This is a genomic window from Pseudoalteromonas fuliginea, from assembly GCF_000690055.1.
Lineage (GTDB): Bacteria > Pseudomonadota > Gammaproteobacteria > Enterobacterales > Alteromonadaceae > Pseudoalteromonas > Pseudoalteromonas fuliginea.
On sequence record NZ_JJNZ01000024.1, the window covers coordinates 70899 to 96804 of the forward strand.

A 25906-nucleotide genomic window follows, 5' to 3' on the forward strand; every position below is an offset into this window, starting at 1 on the left:
CGCGCTCGCACTTAAAATTTACTCAAAGTAAAACGCCCTGCTTTTTAAAAGTTATCAATAAAAACAGGCGAGTTTACTTTTTAGTAAGATATTTTAAGAAAAACCATTGCCATTAGCTAACGTTAAAGGCAATCTAGCTATATATAAGATAAATAATATTAATAAATATGTCCAAATACATACTCTCAATTGATCAAGGAACCACAAGCTCTCGTGCCATCTTGTTTACAAAAGATGCAGACGTTTTTGGTACAGCACAGCAAGAATTTCCTCAGCATTTTCCACAGAACGGCTGGGTTGAGCACGATCCTAACGATATTTGGCAAACAGTGCTTAGCACTAGTCGCGAAGTACTCGCTAAACAAGATGTAAAGCCTGAAGAAATTATCGCTATAGGTATCACTAACCAACGCGAAACCACCCTAGTATGGAACAAAAAAACAGGCAAAACGATTTATAACGCGATTGTTTGGCAAGATAGACGCACTAGTGACTATTGCGAAAGCCTTACTACCGATGAACTTTGCCAAACTATTAGCGAAAAAACAGGCTTGCTACTTGACCCTTATTTTTCAGCCACTAAAGTTCGTTGGATTTTAGATAATGTTGAAGGCGCACGCGAACAAGCCCTCGCTGGCGAACTGGCTTTTGGTACGGTTGACACTTACCTACTTTGGCAACTAACAGGTGGTAAAGAACATCGCACTGATGCAACGAATGCATCCCGTACTATGTTATTTAATATTCATACCCAGCAGTGGGATCAAGAGCTTCTAGAGTTATTCGATATTCCAGAATCTATGCTGCCAGAAGTAATGGACTCAGCTGACGAATTTGGCTCAACGAGCGCTGATATTTTTGGTGCACCAATTCGTGTATGCGGTATTGCTGGTGATCAACAGGCAGCCCTTGTTGGTCATGCATGTTTTGAGCAAGGCATGGCAAAAAGTACATATGGCACTGGCTGCTTTTTAATGCTTAACACCGGCGAAAAAGCACTTACCTCAGAAAACCGCTTACTGACTACTGTTGCCTATAGACTAAACGGCAAACCAACTTACGCCATTGAAGGCAGTATCTTTATGGCTGGCGCGACTATGCAGTGGATTGTGGAAGGCTTAAAACTACTTAGTCATGCTGGCGAAAGTGAATCGATGGTTAAAGATGTCCCCCTCGATCATGGTGTATTTTTAGTGCCTTCGTTTACGGGTTTAGGTGCACCTTATTGGGACCCAAATGCACGTGGCGCTATTTTAGGTCTTACACGCGACTCAGGAATTAGCACTATTGTTGCGGCTGCTTTGCAATCAGTAGGTTATCAAACCAAAGATTTACAAAAAGCGATGGAGCGTGATGGCCTTCGGCCAAGTGTGCTTCGTGTAGATGGCGGCATGGTAAAAAACAATTGGGTTATGACCTTCCTATCAAACATTTTAGGTGCAACAGTAGAGCGTCCAACGGTGACCGAAACCACCTCTTTAGGGGTCGCTTATTTAGCAGGCTTACAAACCGGCGTTTACGAATCAACTGAGCAGTTATCGAAAATGTGGACATGTGACCGTCGTTTTGAGCCAACTATGAGTGCCGATGAGCGTAATGATTTATATGCAAAATGGCAGCACTGTGTAGCTCAAGTGTGCTTAACAAATAAAAATTGCCCGCAGTAAATACTAAGTGGCTAAGGCTAATACTTTAGTCACTTTGTCTTTTTTAACTTAGCTAAATGCTCGATTTAAAAGGCACACTTTACTGCTCCAAATTGAAAGTGGATTCGAGTCAAAATTAACAAATAAAAAATTGGGTTTTCTATTGTCAAATGAAAACAGCAGCTTTATGATGCTTTATGTATTATTTATATTATAAATAGAAGGGTGCTCGGTGAAATTAGCAGATAACGAATATGACTTACTAGTCATCGGTGGCGGCGTAAACGGCACAGGCATAGCAGCAGATGCTGCTGGTAGAGGACTTAAAGTACTTTTGTGCGAACAGTCAGATCTAGCTTCTGCAACGTCTTCAAACAGCTCCAAGCTGATCCACGGTGGTCTGCGCTACCTTGAGCACTACGAATTTAGATTAGTAAAAGAAGCCTTAGCCGAGCGAGAAGTGCTGCTAAAAAATGCCCCTCACATTATGTGGCCACTTACGTTTAGATTACCCCATCAAAAGCATTTACGCCCTGCATGGATGATCCGCATTGGCTTATTTATGTATGACAACCTAGCAAAACGAGTTACGTTACCTGCATCGAAGAGCATTAAATTTGGCGAGCATAGCGTACTAGAACCTTCAATTACTAAAGGTTTTGAATACGCTGATGGCTGGGTTGATGACTCTCGCTTAGTTATTTTAAACGCCCTTGCAGCGCAGCAAAAAGGCGCAGTAATTGCCACACAAACTAAATGTGTCAAAGCGCATCGTGAGCAAGATAAATGGCAAGTAACGCTTGAGCAACAAAGTACAAAATCGCATTATAGTATTGCTGCTAAAGGCATAGTAAATGCAGCGGGTCCTTGGGTTGCTAAGCTTTTTGATGAAGCACTCGAAGAAAAATCACCACAAAATATTCGCCTTGTAAAAGGTAGCCACATTGTCGTGCCACGCATTCATAACGAACCGCAAGCTTATATTTTACAAAATAAAGATCAGCGTATTGTGTTTGTTATTCCGTTTGAAGATGATTACTCACTTATTGGCACGACTGATGTTGAGCACAAAGGTGAGGCACAAGACGTTAAAATTAGTGAAGAAGAAATCGATTACCTTATTGAGATTACTAATAGCTACTTTAAAACTCCGATTAAACGCCAAGATATTGTGCATACTTTTTCAGGTGTACGTCCATTACTTGATGACGAATCAGTTAATGCACAAGCCGTTACTCGCGATTATAAACTAGAGCTTTCGAGTGATGCTAAACAAACACCTCTACTGAGTGTGTTTGGCGGAAAAATTACAACTTACCGCAAACTTGCCGAAGCTGCGGTTAACAAACTTGAAGACTTTTACCCGCAAATGAGTGAAGCTTGGACTAAACATAGTGCGTTACCAGGTGGCGATTTTAGCTCTGTAGAAGCACTTAAAGCGCAATTACAAACAACCTATAATTGGTTACCACAAATACTGCTAAATCGCTTTGTACGCACCTATGGTACGCGCACTATAAATATTTTGGGTGATGCAAAACAACTAAGCGATTTAGGTCAAGATTTTGGGCATAACTTATTTGCAGCAGAGGTCGATTTTTTATTAAATGAAGAGTGGGCACAAAACGCATATAACATATTATGGCGCCGCACAAAGTTAGGACTGCGCTTTAGTGAAACCCAAACTACCACCCTTAATAATTATATTGAACAAAGCAAAGCGGCCAAAATTGCTTAATAACCGCTAAAGAAATTGGCTGCAATAGCCCTAAAAGCTTTCTACGAAACCCCTTTATAATTTAATCATTATGAAGGGGTTTAATTTTCTCGGTTATATAATACCAATCCGCAATAACACTTGGTCAATTTGAGGGCTTAAACCTGGCGCTAACTATGTGAATAATTTCTGATATAGAACAACTAAATAACGAAATTCTCACCTTGTTATCGACCCGATTTTCTTACTTCAAAATCGCTCACTTAATTAAGCTGATTGATATAAAAAATTAAAACCGCTCAACGTAGCCATTTTAATGTCAAACTCAACACATTTAACGCCTATTTGGTTAAGTGCCGTAGAAAAACATTTATTAAGCTGTTTGGTTCCCACTACCACAACTTGTGTATTACTTTGCAACTGCCACTCACTGGCATGGCGTGCTGCTCGTACGTCACTGCCAATTAACACACCCGATAAATACGCTTTAGCTTGTACAGGTGTTAACTCCTTTGAAAGCTGACGAGTACGCACACTAAAAATACCATGCGCTAAATTACCACTATCACTGTCAAGCGTGAGTTTGCACCCTTGAGCAAATGCTTTCCAATCAAAGTCGCCCTCTTCACAGTCACTGGGTATCAATACACTTTGATGGCACAGTAAATCGTATAACTCGCCAGTCATTGCGGTTTTAAAGCAGATTATTTCACCATGGTTTATAAGTACCCACTTAGTATGTGTACCTGGTAAACACAGTAATATTTTACCCTGTTGATACTCTGGGTTTTGTTTTAAAAACCCTAAAATTTGCAGCTCTTCACCGCGCATTACATCAAATAAAGAATTTTGTAGGGTACATTTAGTACCCGGCAACGCTTTAATAGTATGCCCTGCACAATTAAAGCTAATAGCAGCATCGAGCAAACTCTCAGGGTTTATAGGGCACTCTAAATAGGGCGTTTCGTACCAACCTATGCTTGATGTGATTTGCCCTGCTATATATACAGGTACGCAGCCATACTGCTGACTCCAAGGCTCGATAGCACTAAGAAGCGTTTGCTCAAAGTCTTGATTAACTTTTACAACACCAGGCCCATCACGTTGTTCAAGTAATGTAAGCGGTTGTTTTGCGTTAACGCGGCACAAATAAGCACGTAAATGACTGGTACCCCAATCAACGGCTATAAAAAGAGATGAAGTAGTCAAACTTTAAAGTCTCCCACCGTCAATTTTAATGCCCTGCCCGGTAATCATACTGCTTTCATCTGCCGCTAAAAACATCGCTAAATTAGCAACATCCTCAGGTGAAACTAGCTTTTTAAGCGCCATAGCTTCCATCCATTTTACTTGCTCAGCCTCTGTAAACCAGCTTGCTAATTGACGGTCGGTAGCCACCCACCCAGGTAAAATAGCATTTACGCGAATACCAAACTCGCCATAATCACGAGCAAGTGCCTTAGTCATGCCTATAAGACCTGCTTTAGCGGTAACGTAACCGGCCATTTGCGGTTGGCCCATTATGGCATTGATAGAACTAAAGTTTATAATACTGCCCGCCCCTTCTCGCTGCATAAATGACATAGCGACTTGGGAAGCAAAAAAGGCTGGATTTAAATTAATTTGCAGACACTGATCCCAGTCTTGCACTGTAACGTCTTCGCTAGGTTGACGGCGATCGTTTGCTACGTTATTGACCAGTACATTGACGCTACCAAGGGCAGCACACGCATCAACTAATGATTGCTGCAGAGCATGGGAATCAGTTACATCAACTTGCCTGTACCATAAGTTAGCTTGTGGGAGATTGTTAATGAGCGCCTGCGCAGCATCGTCATCTATATCGATAAAAGCAACTTTGGCATTTTGCTTAGTAAATGATTCGACCATTGCTCTACCGATGCCTGATGCACCACCAGTAATAAAAATAACTTTACCAGAAAGACTATGATATTGAGCGAGGGTGTTCAAATTCAACTCTCCATACAGCACATATAAAATCTTATTTAAACCCTTTATAAACTGATACTTACAACATAAAGGGCCAAACCAAATTGTTATTACTGTGTTAAAATACTTAACTAATAAAAAGTTTATACCATATCCTTACGTACATTAATATGATATATGATATATAATCTAGCAATATGAACTCGGAAACTCGCACAATGAAAAGCCAACCTCGTCAAAACTTAACACACCAACTAACCCATGATTTGGGTTTTGCTATTGTGCGTGGCGTGTACCCTGTAAGTGAAGGTCTGCCGTCGGAAGCTGACTTATGTATAAAATACGATGTGAGCCGTAGCGCCACTCGCGAAGCGGTAAAAATGCTCTCTGCTAAAGGATTAATTTCGTCGCGTCCTAAGCAGGGTATTCGTGTATTACCTGAAAGTAGCTGGAACATGTTTGATACCGACGTACTGCGTTGGATTTTAAGCAGCAAACCGTCACTTTCTTTATTAAAAGAATTTACCCAAGTCCGTGTAGCACTTGAGCCTCAAGCTGCAGCGCTTGCAGCGGTGAATGCAACTGCTGAACAACTCGTTGAAATAGATAATGCATTAGCGCGTATGGCCGATGCCGATGAAGGATTAGATGATCCTCTCGAAGCTGATATTGCCTTTCATACCAGTATATTAGTGGCCAGCAACAATCGATTTTTTGTACAATTGACTGAGTTTATTAGCACCGCATTACGTGTAAGTATTCGCTACACTAACCATATTAAAGGTGTACCCGGTGCTGATGTAGCAAAGCATGCAGACATTTTAAATACCATAAAATCACGTAACCCAGAGCTGGCTAAAAAAGCAGTAGAAACTATTTTAGAAGAAGCGCTTGAGCTTATCGAATCAAAGCTGGTGTAGTAAAAAGTTATTTTTGACAGATTAAAAAAGGGAGCTAATTAGCTCCCTTTTTGCTGCCCATATTTAAAATTACGCTTTTGTAAGTTCAAAAATAAGCGATGTTTGCGGGAATGAAATTGGCATTTGTAAGCCAAACTGCATTAACGCTTCACCTGTAAATGTTTGACCATTTACCACAGCAATAGAAGATGGGCGATACTCTTCAAATTTTACCGGCCACACTAAATTAAGTGTATATTGTGCATCGGTATCTAGGCCAACAAAGCGTAATTTATTAGGCGCTGTACGCGGTGTTTCGCGAACGCTATTATAGGCAAATAACGCTTTTGTTTTTTGCTCATCGATTAAACCAAAGTTAATTGATAAATCGTCGCTATCAAGGCGGTATAAATCGGCGCTATGAATAAACTCCCGATGCTCTTTATGAAGTACTATTGCCGCTTTGAGTGTATTGTATTCGTGATCGGTCAGCTCACGTGGGTCCATTTCAATGCCCATGTGGCCAAACATTGATACCGCAGCACGCATTTCAATGCTCACATTACGCCCTGTGATATGACAATCACGTGGGCCTACGTGTGCACCCATTACCGACGATGGGAAAAAGAACGAACATCCACGCTGTATTTCAAGGCGATCAAGCGCATCGTTTGAATCTGACGTCCATACACGGTCTGTGTGTGCAAGTACGCCGTAATCTACACGTGCACCACCTGACGAACAGCTTTCTATTTCAAGCCCTGGGTGCGCACCTTTAATACGATCAATTAAACGATAAAGTGCTAATGTTTGCTGATGCACAGCAGGCTTGCCATCAAAATTACCCGCATGGTTAATATCGCGGTTCATATCCCATTTAATGTACTTAATAGTTGGGTATTCAACTAAAATATCGTCAATCGCTTTGTATAAGTACTCAACAACCTCAGAGCGCGTTAAATCAAGCACAAGCTGATTTCTAAAGCTTAACTGTTCGTTGTTTTGAGAGCCTAAAACCCAATCTGGATGCGCGCGGTATAAATCGCTATCTGGGTTAACCATTTCTGGTTCAAACCAAATACCAAACTCCATACCTAAGCTATTAACATGATCTATAACTGGCGATAAACCATCTGGGTAAATTTTGTAATCTACTGTCCAATCACCTAAGCCTGCATTGTCGCCACGGCGGCCTTTAAACCAACCATCATCAAGTACAAAACGCTCAATACCTAACGGCGCTACTTTGTCGGCTAGTTGCTTAAGCGTGTCTACGTCGTGATCAAAGTAAATACCTTCCCATGTGTTGTAATGCACAGGGCGCGTTTTTTCGCGTTGTGCTTGGCTAAGTAAATTAGCTTTAACAAAACGATGGAAATTACGAGAAAGCGCGCTAAAACCTTCACTTGAAAACGAGCCATAAATGCTCGGGCTTTGATACGTTTGACCTTTAGCAAGCGTAAGCTCACCAGGAAGTAATAGCTCACCCATTTGTACATAACGACGACCTTCAGCTAAAAGTTCTGCGCGTAGTTTATTGTTACCGCTCCAACCTAAATGAAAGCCGTAACATTCGCCGTGTTGCTCGCCTGTATTTTCGTTATGCACTAATAAACCAGGAAATACATCGTGTGATGTTTTGCCTTTACGGTTTTCACGTACAAAGCTCCCAAGCACTAAATCAACAGATTGACGCTGGAATTCGTTTGACCAACGACCTTCAAAGCTCACTATTTTGCTTACGCTATCTGGCAATTGAAATGTTGGCGCGGCGCAAAAATTAACGCCCAGTGGTGAGTCACCTAAATTAGTTAATACAGTATGTGCACTTAGTACGTCACTGTTGTTGTCAAGCGTAATGCTGTGCACGACTTCAATACCACGAAGCTTATCTACACTTACAAACTCAACAGTCGCACTTGAAGGCTGACGCACTTCTTGAAGCTCTGGCCCAACTGACCATGCGATTGAGTCATTTACTAGCTCAAGCCCTGGCGCGCCAGTAAAGCCTTCGCCTAATAAAGGAGATAGAGAAATAGGCGCTTCTTCAACCACGGCACATTTTACTTCTTGACGGGTAGCAAGCTGAGTAAGCATTGTTTCTGTTGTTTGCTCAGATAGGCGTTTACCAAAGTACAGTAACGCCGGTGTTTTGCTCTGGCAGTCGAAAATAACGGTGCTGTTTACACTGTCTAATCGATAAAATGATTTAGTGTCGGCCATGATTTTCCTATCCTCTTGTTCATTGTGTGAGTTATAAATATAACGAAAATTAGTAAGCTACACTATTTACTAAATGTATCTCTTTGCTTGAGCCACAATCTATCAGATGGTGACACCCAATAATAATAGTATATATCATACAAATTAGATTTTGATAGTCTTTACATCGCAAATAGTCAGATAAACTCACTGGAAGTACCACTGTAATAAAGAGTATTAAACCAACTCTCACTTTAAAGCTCTGTTATTGCTTTTAATATATATAAAAAATCGGCCAGAGTTGCCCCATGACCGATTTTGTCAGCTTAAACTATTTACAATCTATTTTTGTACTTGTACTTGTCCTGCGTCATCAAGTGCCGGTGTTTTACCTGCCCACTGCGCATTCAAACCAAATACCACTTTATTTACTATCAATGCAAAAGCTACACATACAATCAGTGTAATTGGCATTAAGTGAATGTAATGAATGTCAGTATGTAGTGGTGAGTTTGCAAACGTAAGCATGCCGTACATTACAACACCTAAAATTACTGCTGCAATACCTGCACGTGCATCAACATTTTTAAATAATAAGCCCACTACAAAAATTGAGAATATAGGCATACTTAATAAGCCATTTAATTGCTGTAGCAAGTTAATAATACTGTCGGCTTGCTGGTAAATTGGTACAAGTACCAGTGTTAAGCTTGTTAGTAGCAATGTTACGTAACCACTTAGCTTTACAACACTTGGCTCTTTATTAAAGTAAGCTTCGTGAATGTCACACACGTATAGTGCTGTAGCTGAATTTAATAAACTGTTGTAAGTAGACAGCACTGCCGCCGCCATTGCCGCTGCAAACACACCGGTTAACCATGCTGGCATTACATCACCTACAATTCGACCATAAGCAGCGTCGCCAATATCGCCGTAAAGTTTAAACGAAATAATACCCGGTAATACCACAATTGCAGGGACGATTAAAAAACGAATTCCCGCTGCGGCAAATATACCTTTTTGTGCTTCTTTAACATTAGGAGCAGCCATGGCTCGTTGTGTAATTGTTTGATTAGTACCCCAGTAATACATTTGAATAAAGATCATACCGGTTAAAAGTGTTGGCCATGGAATAGGTGAATCAGCATCGCCTATGAGTGTTAAGCGCTCCTCAGGAATACCCGTAAAGTCATAATTAATCGCATTTAGTGCTAAAAACACCACTAAAACAGCCATACCCAGTACCAGTAAACCGTTGTAAGTATCAGACACTGCAACTGCACGTAGACCACCAAAAAACGCATAAATAGCACCAATAATGGCAAATGCGGTGGCAATATACATTAGCGGAATATCAACCTTAAACATGGTTTGCATAAATAGCGCGCCAGAATAAATAACCGCTGGCATATAAATAAGTGCATTACCTAAAAAGAATAATCCCCCAATAACAGCGCGAATATGTTTGTTGTTATAGCGCTTTTCTAAAAGCTCTGTGGTGGTAGTACAGTTGTATTTATAATAAACAGGAATGAAGACCTTAGCTAAAATAATTAAGCCAATAATCGCCGCAAGCTCCCACCAAACAAGCAAAGCCATTTGGTTACCATTCATACCTACTAGTTGGTCGGTACTTAAGTTAGTAAGTGTTATTGAACCTGCAACAAACATCCAAGTAAGGCCACCGCCCGCTAAAAAATACTCTTTGGTTTGGCTTTGTCCGTTATTACGATTTTGGCCTCGGCATTTCCAATAAGTAAGGCCACCAATTAAAGCGGTGACAAAAACAAAAACCACCAGCTGTAAAATGTTATCTGACATGTGTGTGTCTCCTACGCGTTACGCGCAATGTCTGTGTAATAAAAAAGTGCACGCTACAACGCGTGCGCATCTCGACTTAGTTCTAACTTAATTTGCTTTAAAGGCATAAGTTCGGGACGTTGGTTGTGCAGCTTTACCAATGCATTTAACTGAAACAGTGAAATAAGCATACTGTTAAGCACACTTAGGTAACCTTGCTTGTGTAAGTTTGCAACGGTATCGCTATCTAAAGTTTGCAGTTTGTCTTCATCAACGGTGCTCAAACCTTGAATAGTTTGGGTTTCGCCTTGTTCAAACTGCAATACAATATCTATGTTTTTAATAAGCCCTAAGCGCGCTACTTCTTGGGTAAATTGATACGTTTGATAATCATTTTTTAAATCGCTCTCAAGTAGCTTTTGTTGCGAATTTAAAAATAAGCTTGGCTTACCTTTAGCATCAAATAGTGCCTCGCCTTGCTGCGTATTTACGGCTGAGCTTTGATCATCAATCGCAATAAAGTAGTCGCTGCTATTTGCTTCACGGGTCATTAAATAAAGAGGGTGAGTTTGTATACATACCGGTGTGTAAAGCGCCTGCCACTGGTTGTTATTAACCAATAAACTTTGCCCAGCACTAAAGCTTGTTAAACCCGATACGGTATAACTGCCGTTTTGCGCATTTCGCGCTAAAAATATAGGTAAGTCGCATGCAGCTTTTGCCACTTCGTTAGCTCTTAAATTAACTAAATGCTGCGTTTTTGCATATTCAACACCTGCATTAGGGTTAATTTTTAATGTTTGGTGTTTGGTGTTTACTAGTTCACTAATAGCCATAGTTACACATCCTTAAACTGGGTTAGCCGCTAACCACTGCTCAATATAAGCGCGGTGTGGCGGCAAAGTTTGCAACATCTGCTGTGTAAGCTGGCTGTTACGTTCAATTATTTGTTTGGCTTGCGCGTCTTGTGAATACAAATAAGCCTGTTTAGTAAAGTCTGGTTTGAAGCCCATACCATATAAAACGTACTGGTAGCTGGCGGCTGGGAATAACTCTAATGCGCCATGAAAATCTTGAATAAGCGGGCCACGGCTTCCCCAAAGCAGTAAATCTTCTTGCAGGGTTTGTGGAATAGTGTCCGGATGTACATGTGCTTGCCAGTAAGGTTCTGGGCGCTTGGTTAGCATGTAATGGAGCTTTAAAAAGTCGATAATGCGCTGCCAGCGGTAGTTCATTTGCTCGTTAAAGCGTTTAGCTACAATAGGCATTACTTGTGTATCTGCTGGCATATGCTCTGCTACAAAGCGTGCTGAAATTTCAACAAGCATAATAGCGGTTGCTTCAAGCGGCTCTACAAACCCTGCTGACATACCCACTGCAACACAGTTTTTATGCCAAAACTTCTCACGGTAGCCCGACTCAAAGCTAATTTTACGGGCAGTTAAACCATTTGCTGCATCGCCTAAATAGTTTCGTAAGTTTTGCTCTGCTTCATCGTCTGATAAAAATTTGCTTGAATATACATGCCCTACACCACGACGATGCGTTAAACCTATATCCCAAATCCATCCAGCGTTTTGCGCTGTTGCTATGGTATGGCTGGCTAAGGAGTCATCGTTTTCATCGTAAGGGACTTGCATCGCCAGTGCGCTGTCGTTAAATAGCACGTGGTCCATTTTTTTAAACGGTACGTTGAGCGCTTGGCCTAATAACAATGATGAAAAACCAGTACAGTCTATAAATAAATCGGCGCTTATAATGCGGGTTTGATCTTTTAGAGTAAGCTCATTTATTGCACCATCGTCATCAAGTTTTACCTGATCAACAGTACCAATAATATGCTCTACGCCAGGCTTACTTTTACAATGCTGTTTAAGCATTTCTGCAAAAGCGCCGGCATCTAAGTGATAAGCGTAATTACAGTTACCTTGATATTCACCTTGCGCTATACCTCTTGGGGCTAAGCTTGCTTCGCAAATATCATGTTGAAAATTAGTTTGCTGTGCAAAATCTTCAACATTATCTAAATAAGGGGCTAAATCTATGCGGCCGTAGCCTAGCGGTACAGTAAATGGATGGTAGTAAAAGTCGTTGTTGCCGTGCGTCCAATTTACAAATTTACCGCCTTGTTTAAAGGTGGCGTTACAGGCTTTAAATACATCAACTTCACGCAAACCTATTTGCTGAAGTGTGTTTTTCATCGTGGGCCAGGTACCTTCACCTACACCAATTGTTGGAATATCTGACGATTCAACCAACATCACTTTTAAGCCATCACCATTTTTACCTTGGTGATACGAAGCTATAATTGCAGCGCTCAACCATCCTGCTGTGCCGCCACCAATTACTGCGATTGTTTTTATTGTTTTTATTGTTTTTATTGTTTTATTCATAATGGACTACTCTTTGAGTATCTTTGATAACGTTTTATACAACAAATGCCCGGTAGGGCATTTGGATTTAATGTGGTTCCATTTTAGCCAATTAGATTAACTAATATACATTACTGTTAAATTAACCTAATTGGTATTAGCACCAAAGTGCTGCAATGAAACAAGAGGCGAGAAGTTCGCCTCAAACATTAATTAAAACGATCCGCGAATACCAAACGCGTAACGTGAGCCATTATCTTCTACTGAATAGATTTGGTTAGCAAAACGACCTGTTTGTACTAACTCTTCCTCAGTAATATTGATGCCCTCTGCAAAAATAGTGAAGTTTTCGTTAATATCGTAGCTTGCACTAATATCCCACTGACCGTAAGTTTCTACGTTCACTGGTTCACCGTTAAAGCCATTATCAACTAAGCGTAAAAAGCCTTCACGGTTGTTAAATGCAACACGTGCTTGCCAGTTATCTTGCTCATAAAACAATATTAAGTTTTGCGAATCGCCTAAACCTTCAAGTGCAAATGTTTGTGTGGTGTCTGCGCCTACGCTAATGTCACTATCTACGACTGTGGCATTGGCTATAATACCAAAGCCATTATCAAATATGTGCGTCACACCAACTTCATAGCCCGTTACTTTAGCTGACTCACCATTTTGAGGGCGAGTTACTGTGTATACCTCTGAGCTACCATTGAGTTCATCATCAGCTTGGTCTGTACATGTAGTACACGCAAAATCAGGACCCGAACGGTCAGACATTTCAAATGTTTCTGCACCTGTTAGCGTGACAATGAAGTCGTCAACTTCTTTACTAAATACTGCAAAGCTAAATAAGTTAGCATCGTTGTAGTACCACTCGTAAGAAATATCCCAGTTTTCTGATTGGAATGGCTTAAGAGCAGGGTTGCCACCATTTGCCGTTAAGTTTTGACGACGAGGCTCGTTAAACGTAGTCGCTGGTGATAACTGCGACATCGTTGGACGAGTAATACTGTCGTACGTAGCAAAACGTAAAATCATATTGTCTTGCAGTTCTAACTTAACATTTAAAGATGGTAGTAAGTTTGAGTAGCTAGTCCCTTGTTCAATGCTTGTAGCCGGACCAAATACGTTAGCAAACAAAGTTGCATCCGTCGTTGGGATTACATCACTAATAAAGCTCTGTATTGCAGCTACTTCAATATCAGTTTCAGAATAACGTGCACCTAAGTTAACGGTTACAGGCATATCCGCAAGGTCAAAACCAAGCGTAAAGTCCATGTATAGGCTGGTGATGTCTTCGTTGATTGTGTAGCGGTTATTTTGTAATGTTGGCTCTACTGGGAAACCTTGATCGGCTAAATAATCAAGCATTTTATCACCATCGTAGCTATAAAATGTATCGATCAAACCAGGGAAGTAGTTACTCGCTGTATAAGCTTCAAAATCAATTGCATCAAGTGGTGCTTGCGTCCCATAACCACAAAATTGACATTGAGTACCATAAACTTGAAAACTTGATTTTTCACGCTCTTGGCGATAAGCACCAAAGTTGATTCGATCTACAGGGCCTTTATCTGGCACGTATTCAAAATCGGCTTTTACTTCAGTAATTTCATCTTCATCTGTAAACTGAAGACCGACTTCATTGTAGTGAAGGCGCGCAAGGCTAGGATCTGGGAGTGAACCATTTTCAAACCCGTCATGCTGAACAGTAGGAACACTGCCTGTACCATCAAAGCTATAGCTATTAATAATACCTACAACATTAAAACGGTCAGTACCTGCACGGTCGTTTTCAGCTGTTGAGCGAGATACATCAAACTTTGCTTTTAGTGACTCGTTTACTTGCCAGTCAACATTAATACCAAATGCTTTGTTAGTTACATCACGAGAGTTACGAGTGTGCGACACAAAATCACTTGCAGGGTCGCCACTTGGCGCACCTAAACCCACTTCTTGAGAGAAAGTTAAAAGCGTGCCTGTTTCTGGATCAATCGTTGCGCTACCTACGCGGTCTGGTTCGAACCAAGATGCTAAATCGCGTACTGTTGAATCAACTTCAAATTTTGAAATCATGCCATCAACAGTAATAGTAACATCGTCAGATGGCGCATATTGCAGTACTAAACTTGCATTTGTACGCTCACGGTCTTGCTCATCAACAACTTGGTCCCAGTTACGTGGAATATAGGCATTTTCAAACAATACACCATCAGTTGGATTAGAGATTGTTTGGCCGCCGCGCCAACCTGCCGTTAAAATTTGGTTATTTTGAAGTTTACGTTGTTGATTAGTGATGGCAAAAAGCACACCTAGCTTATCATCGTTAAACGTATTACTTATTAAGAATGATGTTGATGGGGATACTTCTTCAGAAAGGCTTTCGTACATACCTTTAACTGAACCTAAAATATGTAAACCACCAAAATCAAAAGGACGTGCTGTAGTTACGTTAACCGTACCACCAATGCCGCCTTCTTGAAGCGTTGCTGTATTACTTTTATAAATATCAGCACCGGTGATTTGATCTGCGGCTAATACATCAAAATTAAATTCACGACCTGCACTGTCTGTCGCAATTTGACGACCATTAACAAGTACAGTATTAAATTGTGGACCAAAACCACGAATAGTTACCGCTTGTCCTTCACCACCACTGCGGTCAATTGCTACACCTGTAATACGTTGTAGAGATTCTGCGACGTTTAAATCAGGAAATTTACCAAGATCTTCTGCTTTAATCCCGTCTGTAACAACATTAGATGCTTTTTTATCTAACATTGATGAACGTAAGCTGCTGCGGATACCCGTTACTGCGATAACTTCAACATCCTCATTTACTACTGTAGGCGTATCGCCTTCAGCGCCTTGAGCTGCAACGTTTCCGCTTGCCAATATGCCAGTGATAGCAATACTGATCGCGGTTTTCTTGTTGAACGATAACTTATTGTTAATTATCATTTTTTAAAAACTCCTGATTGTGTGTAGTCGTTGTGTCGTTGTGGTAGTGCAAATAGTTTCAAATACTATTTATATTATAAATACTTTAAATCAAGCTGGAGTGCAACCTTTTCCTTGATTGTAGGGCGTTATTTATTACCGTATTTTTTCTTTTTATTTTCTTTAAATTAACATCAACATATTGAGTTAATTACGAAAATGCGTAAATAATAACCTGCTCATAAACTTCATCAGGTAATAAATTAGCTTTTGGATAATTTTCACGGTTTGGCGCGTCAGGCCAATTTTGCGCTTCAAAACACAAAGCTTGTCGTGCTTTAAACGGCGCACCGACGAAGTTAGCGGTGTATAACTGCATACCTGGCTGAGTGCTTTTGAGCGTTAAATTAACCTTCGTGTGTGGCGAGATTAATGTAGCCATCGTCTTTAAACTGCTGTCATCATTAAAAATATAGCAGTGGTCAAAGCCATTTCCAGCTTCTAGCTGAGGATGAATGGCGCTTAATGCCTCCCCAACTTGACTTGGTTTAGTAAAATCAAAACAAGTACCTGTCACTAATGCCGCTTCATTAAGCGGGATGCTGGTTTTATCGATGGGAAGGTAGTGACTGGTATTTACTTGAACAGAATGATCATTAATTGATTCGCTGCCATCAAGGTTAAAATAACAATGGTTAGTAAAATTAACGAGTGTTTCTTTGTTAGTCGTAGCTTTAAAGCGTAATGCAAGCTCGCCATTTTTAGCACTAATCGTTTGCCAAACCTGTAACTCACCGGGGAAGCCTTGCTCACCATCGGGCGAGCAATAATAAAGCTCAACTTCACTTTCAGTTTGTTTGGTTACTTGCCAAAGTACTTTATTAAAGCCTTTAACACCGCCATGTAAGCTATTAGGGCCGTTGTTCGTTTCTAATTGATACTGCGTACCAGATAAGCTGAAACGCCCCTTTGCAATACGGTTAGCGTATCTACCTACTGTAGCGCCAAGGTAAAATGGGTTTTCAAGATAGTATTGAGGGTCATCGACGCAAAGTGTCATTTCTTGCTTTTTAAACTTTATGCTTTTAATTATTGCACCAAATGGCAAAATTTCAGCGGTTAAATCTTTACCATCACTGAGCTGAATAACTTGTAAAAGCTGGTTATTGGCAATAGCTACCACATGTATTCTCCAATCAAATTACCGAATTAACATTTTCTGTTATGACGGCGCAACAATATATATTATAAATAGTATATAACTGAAGCCTGTAACTCAATCTAAATACGTTAAAATTTCTCGATAAAAATTTACAGCTGCCATTATTTATTTACAATAATTAAGCTTCGCCGGAGGTTATATAAAATATAGGCTCCTCAAGGTCAGCTTCTTTGGCATATATGCTCATTAAGCGCTGTTTTTTCGTCAATACTAAGGGCCTGCTTTGATTTTGCGATAAAATCGTATCTCACCATAACGGCTTTACCTATTGCGCAGCATTTATCATGTTGCCATGCTTCTTGCCTAAGCGTAAAAGAGCTAGTGCCTATATGCTCTACAGAGGTTTTTACTGTTACTTCGTGGCCATAAAATAATTCGCCTACAAACGACACTTCAACTTTGGCAATTATCAACTTCCAATCATGTGGATTTAAATCAGGCGTAAAAAACTTAAAAATAGGTGCACGTGCAACTTCAAACCATACCGGGAGTACGGTATTGTTAATATGTCCGAGCGCATCAGTTTCACTAAAGCGCGGCATCACTTTTTCAATAAACATAAAAATCCAATAATAATTATATAAAGGTTACTCATGACGGACTTTATTCGCGTATACGATAACGCGCTAAGCAATGATTTTTGCGATGAATTTATTACCACATTCGCGCAAAGCCCGCATGTAAGACAAGGGGTGACATCGGGCGGTGTCGATCTAAAGAAAAAAGACAGCCACGATCTACACTTAAATAATCACCCCGAATATGCTCAGCAATTAAAACATATACAACAAACAACTGCACAGCATGTTTTTAAGTATGTTGAAGAGCATATTTTTATGATGATTGGGGCGTTTGGTTTAAAGGTATATCATCCAAAAACGGGGGAAGTAGTTGATTTAACTCATGCTAATTTTGAAGAAGTAGGAAAGCCGCAACTCCCCGTTTTAGTGCAGCAGATTTTTAGACTTGGCAATATTCAAGCGCAAAAATACGAAGTAAACAAAGGTGGCTACCCTTACTGGCACAGTGAAGTTTATCCGCAGCTACAGCACAATGAAGCATTACATCGCGTGTTGCTATTTATGTTTTACTTAAACGATGTAGAAGAAGGTGGTGAAACAGAGTTTTATTATCAAAACCGTAAAATAGCCCCTAAAAAAGGCACTATGGTAATAGCACCTGGCTACTTTACACATACTCATAGAGGCAATAAGCCAGTATCAAACGATAAGTATATTTTAACATCGTGGGTACTGTTTAATCGAGCAGAACAAATATATGGTGCGCCTAAGAGTTAGCGCACCAAAATCAGTATTATTTAACCGAGCAGTTCATCAAATAAATTAAACAACTGATCTAGCTCTTCAATGGTGTTGTAGTGCATACAACCAATACGCACTACACCGCCTTTGTCGAGTACACCTAACTGCTTACACAAACCTTGCGCGTAAAAGTTACCGTCCCACACACAAATATGCTGTTTGCCTAAAAATTCTGAAACTGCGCGTGGCTCAAGCCCTTCGAAAGTTAGCGCAAAGGTAGGTGTACGCTCATTAAGGCGATCAAAATCATCAATACCAAACAAATTAATGCGTGGATAATTAACTAAGCGCGTTAAAAAGTGTTCGCTAAGCGCCATTTCGTGCTGTTTAGTTTTAGCAAAAGCTATGCTTAACTTTTCGCGGCGTGAATGGCTATCATCAAGCTCACTAATCGCCGCAATGTAATCAACAGCCGCGATAAAACCAGCCATTGCTTCAAAGCTTTGTGTGCCGGTTTCCCAGCGACCTGGTGCTATGTCTTTAGCTGGCTCAACTTTGTACGGTGTAAACCCATCTAAATGCTCTTTTTTACCGTAAACCATACCCAAATGCGGACCAAAAAACTTATACGCCGAGCAAGCTAAAAAGTCGCAATCAAGTGCTTGTACATCAACAAGTTCATGCGGTGCGTAATGTACTGCATCAACATAAACAAGTGCGCCTACGCTGTGAGCAAGCTCTACAATGCGTTTAATATTATTAATTGAACCTGTGGTATTTGACGCATACGTTACCGCAACAAGCTTAGTATTACTGTTTAATAAGCTTTCAAACTGCGCCATATCTAAGCTGCAATCAGCTTCGTTAATAAGCGCAGTATTTACAACAACACCTTTATCTTCTGCGGCTTGTTGCCACGACGATACATTCGAGAAATGATCAGCGTTAGTTACAATTATTTCATCGCCAGCCTGCCAATCACGCGAAATTGCACGGCTAAAGCTAAATGTGAGGCTGGTCATGTTTGGACCAAACACAATTTGTTGTGAGCTAGGTGCATTAAGTAAGTCAGCGGCGGCTTGGCGCGCATTCGCCATCAACTCAACCGTTTTATCACTTGAAAAAAACGCGCCACCTAAGTTCGAATTATAATGACCTAAATAAGCAGTCATCGCAGTAAGCACCGATGTTGGTACCTGCGAGCCGCCTGGTCCGTCTAAAAATATTGGCGATTTACCATCAACGTCTTGCATTAATGCTGGAAACTGCTCACGTAATTGCGTTATGTTCATGCTTATTCCTTAAGACGTTAATACAAAACAATCCAGGTAACCTGGTTTGCTAGCATCAATTTTGTTCATCGGTGTTGCGTTGTGCCACACTTGACGGTCGTTTATTAATGCAAACATGCCGTCTTTTATTTCCATTTTAAAACAAGGCTCAGCTTGCTTGTTTTCGTATACAAGCAGTTCGCCACCTTCTAAGTTCTCGTGAGATACGCCGCATATACATACATGGTCAAAACCATCTTGATGAACGCCTTCTGGCGCTGCAGGTGTATCGCTATCAATGGCAAGCATGCGGAACTGATGAATTTCAATATCGCGCTGCTCATCAATACCGGTAAGTTGGCGAAACTCATTGACGATATTTTTCATACCCTCTGATTCAAGTAAACTTTGCTCTAGGTTTTCGTAAGTACGCTCTACATTACCCTGAAAAGTATTAATTGAATCGTCTTGAACAAATGCTTTGGTTTTTTGTAACTTTATTTCACCATTTTGCATTTTAACTACTGAATAACGACGTTTACGAAAAGCACCATCTGCATATGGATTTGCAGGCAGGTTATCAAAAGAAGGCTTAACCAAATCAATATTTACTTGGTTAATAAAACGTAGTTGCAGTAAATTCTGGTTGTTTAATGCTGTCATAAAATCTCGCCTAAAATAATGAGAATATTGGTGAGGATTTTAATGCATATTGAGAGGATTTTTTGCTTTATTACTCAACTTAAAAACAACTTAAGGCCAGAGTTAATACAAAAATACAAAAAAAGAAGCATGAACTATCTAATATTTATTTTAGTCAATAAAAAACCCGCCGAAGCGGGTTTTTAAACAAACTTTAAAAATTATACAGCTTGTTGAATAATAACCTTGTCTGCTTTTTTAGTGTAAGCAGGCATACGGTGGAAGTTCAAGTAACGGTAAGTATCTGCAGCCGTTGCATTGATCTTCGCTGCATACTCTTGGTACTCAGCTGGAGTAGGTAATTTACCTAAGATAGCCGCTACAGCAGCAAGTTCTGCTGATGCTAAGAATACGTTTGCACCATTACCTAAACGGTTAGGGAAGTTACGTGTAGAGGTAGACACAACCGTTGCTTTGTCTGCAACGCGTGCTTGGTTACCCATACAAAGTGAACAACCTGGTGTTTCGATACGTGCACCAACACGTCCAAAGATACCGTAGTAACCCTCTTCAGTAAGCTGGTCTTTATCCATCTTAGTTGGTGGAGCAACCCAAAGTTGAGTTGGTAACTGACCTTTAAAGCCATCTAGTAATTTACCCGCTGCGCGGAAATGACCGATGTTAGTCATACAAGAACCGATGAACACTTCGTCGATTTTCTCGCCAGTAACGTCAGATAGTAAGCGCGCATCATCTGGGTCATTTGGAGCACAAAGAACGGGCTCTTTAATCTCAGCTAAATCAATTTCAAGTACATGCTTGTACTCTGCATCAGCATCAGCTTCCATTAGTTCTGGGTTAGCTAACCAATCTTGCATTGCAGTAATACGACGCTCAATAGTACGTACATCGCCGTAACCTTCAGAGATCATCCATTTAAGCATAACAATGTTTGATTCTAGGTATTCTGCGATAGACTCTTTAGAAAGTTTAACCGCACAACCTGCTGCAGAACGCTCTGCAGATGCATCTGATAGTTCGAACGCTTGCTCAACAGTTAGGTGTTCAACGCCTTCAATTTCTAGTACACGACCAGAGAATTCGTTAATTTTACCTTTTTTCTCAACTGTTAATAAACCTTCTTTAATACCGAAGTAAGGGATTGCATGTACAAGGTCACGTAAAGTGATACCTGGTTGCATTTCACCTTTAAAGCGAACCAAAATTGACTCAGGCATATCAAGAGGCATAACACCTGTAGCTGCTGCGAATGCTACTGCACCCGAACCTGCTGGGAATGAAATACCTAATGGGAAACGTGTATGTGAATCACCACCAGTACCTACAGTATCTGGTAATAACATACGGTTTAACCATGAGTGAATTACACCATCACCTGGGCGAAGTGACACACCGCCACGGTTCATGATGAAATCAGGAAGCGTATGGTGAGTGTTTACATCGATTGGTTTAGGGTAAGCCGACGTATGACAGAAAGACTGCATTGTTAAATCTGCAGAAAAACCTAAACATGCTAAGTCTTTAAGTTCGTCACGTGTCATAGGACCTGTTGTATCTTGCGAGCCAACAGTTGTCATTTTAGGTTCACAATATTGGCCTGGGCGAATACCTGGAACGTTACACGCTTTACCAACCATTTTTTGCGCTAGTGTGAAGCCTTTTTCAGAAACTTCTGTCACTGTTGGTACTTTAAATACATCAGTTGGACCTAGGCCAAGTGATGTACGTGCTTTATCAGTTAAACCACGACCAATGATAAGTGGTATACGACCACCAGCACGAACTTCATCTAAAATTACATCAGATTTAAGTTCAAAAGTTGAGATTACTTTGTCAGTACCGTGGCTCTTAACAACACCTTCGTACGGGTAAATATCGATTTGCTCACCCATGTTAAGCTCATCAACATTTAATTCGATTGGTAATGCACCTGAATCTTCCATTGTATTGAAGAAGATTGGAGCAATTTTATTACCTAGACATACACCGCCAACACGCTTATTTGGTACGAATGGGATATCATCGCCCATGAACCAAAGTACAGAGTTAGTTGCAGACTTACGAGAAGAACCAGTACCAACAACATCACCTACATATGCAAGTGGTAAGCCTTTAGTTTTTAATTCTTCAAGCTGAGAGATTGGACCTACTTCGCCTGGCTTGTCTGGTGTAATTCCATCACGTTCAATTTTTAGCATTGCTAAAGCATGAAGTGGGATATCTGGACGAGACCATGCATCTGGTGCTGGTGATAAGTCATCAGTGTTTGTCTCGCCAGTTACTTTAAATACAGTAACTGAGATCTTTTCAGCAACAGCTGGCTTATTAGTAAACCATTGCGCATTTGCCCAAGACTCAATAATTTGCTTAGCGAATGTATTACCCGCTTTTGCTTTTTCTTCAACATCGTAGAACGCATCAAACATAAGTAATGTATTTGAAAGGCCTTTAACTACGATTGGTGCAAGTGTTTCGTCATCAAGTAGGTCAATCATTGGTGCGATATTGTAACCGCCCAACATTGTACCTAATAATTCTGCCGCTTTTTCTTTAGAAACAAGTGGAGAATTAGTTTCACCTTTAGCTATAGCTGCTAAAAATCCCGCTTTAATATAAGCAGCATCGTCAACACCCGCTGGTATACGCTGAATAAACAAATCTAAAATGAATTCTTCTTCACCTGCAGGTGGAGTTTTGATTAATTCAATAAGATCAGCAGTTTGCTGAGCATCTAATGGCGCTGGTACGATACCTAACGCGGCACGTTCTTCTACGTGTTTACGATATTCTTGTAGCACAATATTGCCCTCTTGGTGACGTGAAAGTATCCGGTAGCGCTTCAAGCGCAAATAAGTTACCCAATACTTATAGTATTCTAACGCGTAATTATAAAGCTTTTATGGATAGATGAAAATCCATCCAGTTACGCAACTGATTATACCGATTATAAATACTATGAATAGTGGTTGTAGTAAAAACTATTCCCATGAATACTTGTTAAGTAATAATCATTACCATTAACCAATATTAATTTATTACAGACATAAAAAAACCCAGCGCTTGGCTGGGTTTCTATTACAAACTATTTAATTAACGTAAAACTTTAACGTTTTTGATAGTTTTGATATGCGCTTCTACACGACGGTTTTCTGCGTTTGCAGCTTTAGTGTTTGCATCATTTTTAAGACGCTCTTCACCTAAACCAACTGTAGTAATGCGATCTTGAGCAATACCATCAGCAACAAGTTGCTTAGCTACAGCATCAGCACGCTTTTTAGATAACCATTTATTGTAAGTTGCTTTACCTACAGCTGAAGTGTGACCTTCTAAAAGCACTGTTGTACCTGGGTACTCTTTTAAGAACTCAGATACTTTTTCGATATCATTTAAGTACTGAGTAGATACTGCTGATGTATTATTAGGGAAAGTCACTAATAAGCTTACAGTTACTTCTTTATCTTCATATAAAGTACAACCAGTGCCATCAACTGCGTCAGTCATTGGCGTGTTTGGACATCTATCGTCAGCATCTAAAATATTATCATTGTCGCTGTCTGAAGGAGCAACTGCAACTTCAACTACTTCTGGAGCTGGTTTTACTGGCTCAACTGGTGCTGAGTTTTGGCCAAATAAGTAGTTAATACCAATTTTAGCGCCTACATCTGTGTAACCACGGTCAAGACCTTGGTATACAGCTGTTTCAGCATTTACAAATAAACCATCTGTAATGAAATGTTGGTAACCAACACCTGCATTTAAGAATGTGTTGTCATCTACTACGTCCATTTCTTTAATACCGAAAAGACCGTAGAAAGGACCGCCATTTAAATGATAAAGAGCATCAATACCGTAACGCTCGCCATCAATACTGTTGCGGTTGCCAGCAACTTTATCAAAAGCATTAAAATCCATGTCTGCATATTCTAGGCGTGCGCTCCAGTAATCACTGAAACGGTAACCAGCTTCAACACCCCAACCAGTTGATTCATTTACATCAAGACCAGCTTGGGCACGCATGTTTTTCCAAGATGCGTCATAGTAGTCACCAAATGCGCCAATGTAGAAACCTTCTTCTTTATCTGCAGCAAATGTAGATACGCTAGTTGCAGCTAACGCAATTGCGATTGTAAGTGATTTTAATTTCATTGTTTTCTTCCCATTTTAACAATTAAAAATTGTAGCTAATCAATACTAGCTCAATCTGTTTTATACAGACTAACCGAACCTTTGTTAATCAATACTTAACGAATAATAAAGTTTATAAATTTTTTAATGATCTATAACGACATCCAACCACCCATTGTAGGTGAAATTAAAAATATTACCTACTCTGCAAATAATTTATAGTTGTGGTTTTTTTATAAATCGATAGCCTGCGATAAAAACAGGAACAATTCAGTTAAATGCACTTTTATACACAGCAAAACTTACTTATCCTTATAAAATGGATGATAACACTAGAATTTATTTTGCTCAATCAATGAACACTTCTAAAAATGAAAAATGAATATTTATAATCATAAACTTACATCTAAAATTAATAGTTAAGTACCGCAAAAAGTACGATACCCCTGATCACTTTTAGGAGGCGTCTGAAAATCGACAAGCTTATTCACTTCATTATAAGGATTGCTCAGTACTTTTAAAAAATCACTTAATAGCGCACTTGACCCCATTTCGCTGTAGTCAGTAATAATTGATTCAATGATGTGATTGCGTGGTATTACTCGAGGGTTCGCTTTTCGCATTACTGTATAACTATTTCCATCAACCCGGCTTTGCCATTTACATGCCCATTGCGCTAATGCTTCAGGAATAAGCGCTTCCTGTTTTAACGACTCAGTTAATGCATCAAAGGTATTGGTGTAATCGAGTTCATGAACTTTTAATAATGTTAACAATTCTGCAACTAATTTTGTATCGTTTTCATCAATACCGACTAAGCCCAACTTTTTTGCCCACATAACCGTAAATTCAGTATTAAACTGTTCAGCAAAGCTATTTATATGTGGCGTCATTAGCGAAACAGCTTGCTCATCATCGTCATGAATTAGTGGTATCAGACTTTCAGCTAAACGGGCACAGTTCCAGTTAGCCATATTCGGCTGGTTACCAAATGCATAGCGGCCTTGTTTATCAATAGAACTAAATACAGTATCAAAATCAAAACTGTTCATCATGGCACATGGGCCGTAATCAATGGTTTCTCCGCTTACTAGCGTATTATCTGTATTCATTACTCCGTGAATAAAACCAACACGCATCCAGCTCACAATTAGCTTAACTTGGTTTTTAATCACTGCGCCTAAAAAGGCTAAATAGCGCTGCGAACCTGTATCAGTTATTTCTGGGTAGTGTCGCTCTATAGCTAAATCGGCTAAATTTTTAAGCCCTTCAACATCGCCTTGCGTCGCTAAATATTGAAATGAACCAACACGAATATGGCTCGTTGCTACGCGAGTAACGATAGCCCCTGCTTGTGGCGGATTACGGTAAACCGTTTCGCCACTGCCAACAACCGCTAAGCAGCGTGTGGTTTTAACTCCCAGCGCATGCATTGCCTCGCTCATTACGTATTCACGAATAGCAGGACCAAGTGCACAACGTCCATCTCCCCCTCTTGAGTAAGGAGTAGCACCAGAGCCTTTTAGTTGAATATCCCACAACTGGTTTTTATCATCATTAATAGCGCCCAGTAAGTGCGCTCGTCCATCGCCTAAGCGTGGTGAAAAATGTCCAAATTGGTGCCCAGAGTAACCAAGTGCTACTGCAGGAATCGCCTGTTTTTCGTTACCGCTAAAAGTGCTGGCACGCAAATCAGCCGCAACGTTAATATTAAATTGTTTTGCTAAACTCTCGTTCCACAGCAATAACTGAGGAGAGGCGACACTTGCAGGGAAATCTTCAATCGCGAAGTTTTCCGCAATGTCTGTGTATCTTGGCACTAATTTCATGGTAATTC

Annotated in this window: 18 protein-coding genes; 4 read left to right on the plus strand and 14 right to left on the minus strand. The window is 40.2% G+C overall.

Features of this window, described 5'->3' with window-relative positions:
• The first annotated feature begins 167 nt into the window (after positions 1-167).
• The gene (gene glpK / locus DC53_RS12420) at positions 168-1667 is read left to right on the plus strand and encodes a glycerol kinase GlpK (RefSeq protein ID WP_033014813.1); all 1500 of its coding nucleotides are present in this window, start codon (positions 168-170) and stop codon (positions 1665-1667) included.
• 211 nt (positions 1668-1878) lie between these two features.
• Entirely contained in the window at positions 1879-3384 is a 1506-nt protein-coding gene (gene glpD, locus DC53_RS12415; protein ID WP_008133395.1) for a glycerol-3-phosphate dehydrogenase, read from the plus strand.
• A gap of 246 nt (positions 3385-3630) precedes the next feature.
• On the opposite strand, the gene DC53_RS12410 is transcribed toward glpD, so the two are convergent.
• Both DC53_RS12410 and DC53_RS12405 read right to left on the minus strand, forming a co-directional pair.
• On the minus strand, positions 3631-4572 hold the full coding sequence (locus tag DC53_RS12410; RefSeq protein ID WP_033029198.1) for a 2-dehydro-3-deoxygalactonokinase: 942 nt from the start codon (positions 4570-4572) through the stop codon (positions 3631-3633).
• A 3-nt stretch (positions 4573-4575) separates the two neighbouring features.
• Positions 4576-5334, minus strand: a complete 759-nt coding sequence (locus DC53_RS12405; protein WP_007376247.1) for an SDR family NAD(P)-dependent oxidoreductase — start codon at positions 5332-5334, stop codon at positions 4576-4578.
• 197 nt (positions 5335-5531) lie between these two features.
• On the opposite strand from DC53_RS12405, the gene DC53_RS12400 reads away from it, so the two are divergent.
• On the plus strand, positions 5532-6233 hold the full coding sequence (locus tag DC53_RS12400) for a FadR/GntR family transcriptional regulator (protein WP_007376246.1): 702 nt from the start codon (positions 5532-5534) through the stop codon (positions 6231-6233).
• Between the two features lie 69 nt (positions 6234-6302).
• Here the strand turns inward: DC53_RS12400 and DC53_RS12395 are convergent, their stop codons facing one another.
• The 7 genes from DC53_RS12395 to DC53_RS12365 all read right to left on the minus strand — a co-directional run bounded on the left by DC53_RS12395 (position 6303) and on the right by DC53_RS12365 (position 17308).
• Positions 6303-8435, minus strand: a complete 2133-nt coding sequence (locus DC53_RS12395; RefSeq protein ID WP_033029201.1) for an alpha-galactosidase — start codon at positions 8433-8435, stop codon at positions 6303-6305.
• Between the two features lie 321 nt (positions 8436-8756).
• Positions 8757-10235: an SLC5 family protein gene (locus DC53_RS12390; RefSeq protein ID WP_033029203.1), complete on the minus strand. Its 1479-nt coding sequence runs from the start codon at positions 10233-10235 to the stop codon at positions 8757-8759.
• A 53-nt stretch (positions 10236-10288) separates the two neighbouring features.
• Entirely contained in the window at positions 10289-11050 is a 762-nt protein-coding gene (locus DC53_RS12385; RefSeq protein ID WP_033029205.1) for a SapC family protein, read from the minus strand.
• Between the two features lie 12 nt (positions 11051-11062).
• Entirely contained in the window at positions 11063-12607 is a 1545-nt protein-coding gene (locus DC53_RS12380; RefSeq protein WP_033029208.1) for a tryptophan halogenase family protein, read from the minus strand.
• Between the two features lie 192 nt (positions 12608-12799).
• Positions 12800-15547: a TonB-dependent receptor gene (locus tag DC53_RS12375; protein ID WP_033029209.1), complete on the minus strand. Its 2748-nt coding sequence runs from the start codon at positions 15545-15547 to the stop codon at positions 12800-12802.
• A 190-nt stretch (positions 15548-15737) separates the two neighbouring features.
• Positions 15738-16709: an aldose epimerase family protein gene (locus DC53_RS12370; RefSeq protein ID WP_033029211.1), complete on the minus strand. Its 972-nt coding sequence runs from the start codon at positions 16707-16709 to the stop codon at positions 15738-15740.
• Positions 16710-16909: 200 nt separating this feature from the next.
• A complete protein-coding gene (locus tag DC53_RS12365) occupies positions 16910-17308 on the minus strand; it encodes an acyl-CoA thioesterase (protein WP_033029213.1) in 399 nt (132 codons plus the stop codon).
• A 33-nt stretch (positions 17309-17341) separates the two neighbouring features.
• Between DC53_RS12365 and DC53_RS12360 the strand changes: the two genes are divergently transcribed.
• Positions 17342-18046 (plus strand): 2OG-Fe(II) oxygenase, encoded by a 705-nt coding sequence (locus DC53_RS12360; RefSeq protein WP_033029215.1) that lies wholly within the window; start codon positions 17342-17344, stop codon positions 18044-18046.
• A 20-nt stretch (positions 18047-18066) separates the two neighbouring features.
• Here the strand turns inward: DC53_RS12360 and DC53_RS12355 are convergent, their stop codons facing one another.
• From DC53_RS12355 to DC53_RS12340, 5 genes are all read right to left on the minus strand, one after another.
• Positions 18067-19302 carry a cysteine desulfurase-like protein gene (locus DC53_RS12355; protein ID WP_033029218.1) on the minus strand — a complete coding sequence of 412 codons (1236 nt, stop codon included), beginning with the start codon at positions 19300-19302 and terminating at the stop codon, positions 18067-18069.
• 9 nt (positions 19303-19311) lie between these two features.
• Positions 19312-19944: a 2OG-Fe dioxygenase family protein gene (locus DC53_RS0120470; RefSeq protein ID WP_007376232.1), complete on the minus strand. Its 633-nt coding sequence runs from the start codon at positions 19942-19944 to the stop codon at positions 19312-19314.
• A gap of 200 nt (positions 19945-20144) precedes the next feature.
• Positions 20145-22742, minus strand: a complete 2598-nt coding sequence (gene acnB / locus DC53_RS12350) for a bifunctional aconitate hydratase 2/2-methylisocitrate dehydratase (RefSeq protein WP_033029220.1) — start codon at positions 22740-22742, stop codon at positions 20145-20147.
• A 292-nt stretch (positions 22743-23034) separates the two neighbouring features.
• A complete protein-coding gene (locus DC53_RS12345) occupies positions 23035-24090 on the minus strand; it encodes an OmpA family protein (protein ID WP_007376227.1) in 1056 nt (351 codons plus the stop codon).
• 398 nt (positions 24091-24488) lie between these two features.
• Positions 24489-25898, minus strand: a complete 1410-nt coding sequence (locus DC53_RS12340; RefSeq protein WP_033029223.1) for a protein adenylyltransferase SelO — start codon at positions 25896-25898, stop codon at positions 24489-24491.
• Positions 25899-25906 lie beyond the last annotated feature (8 nt).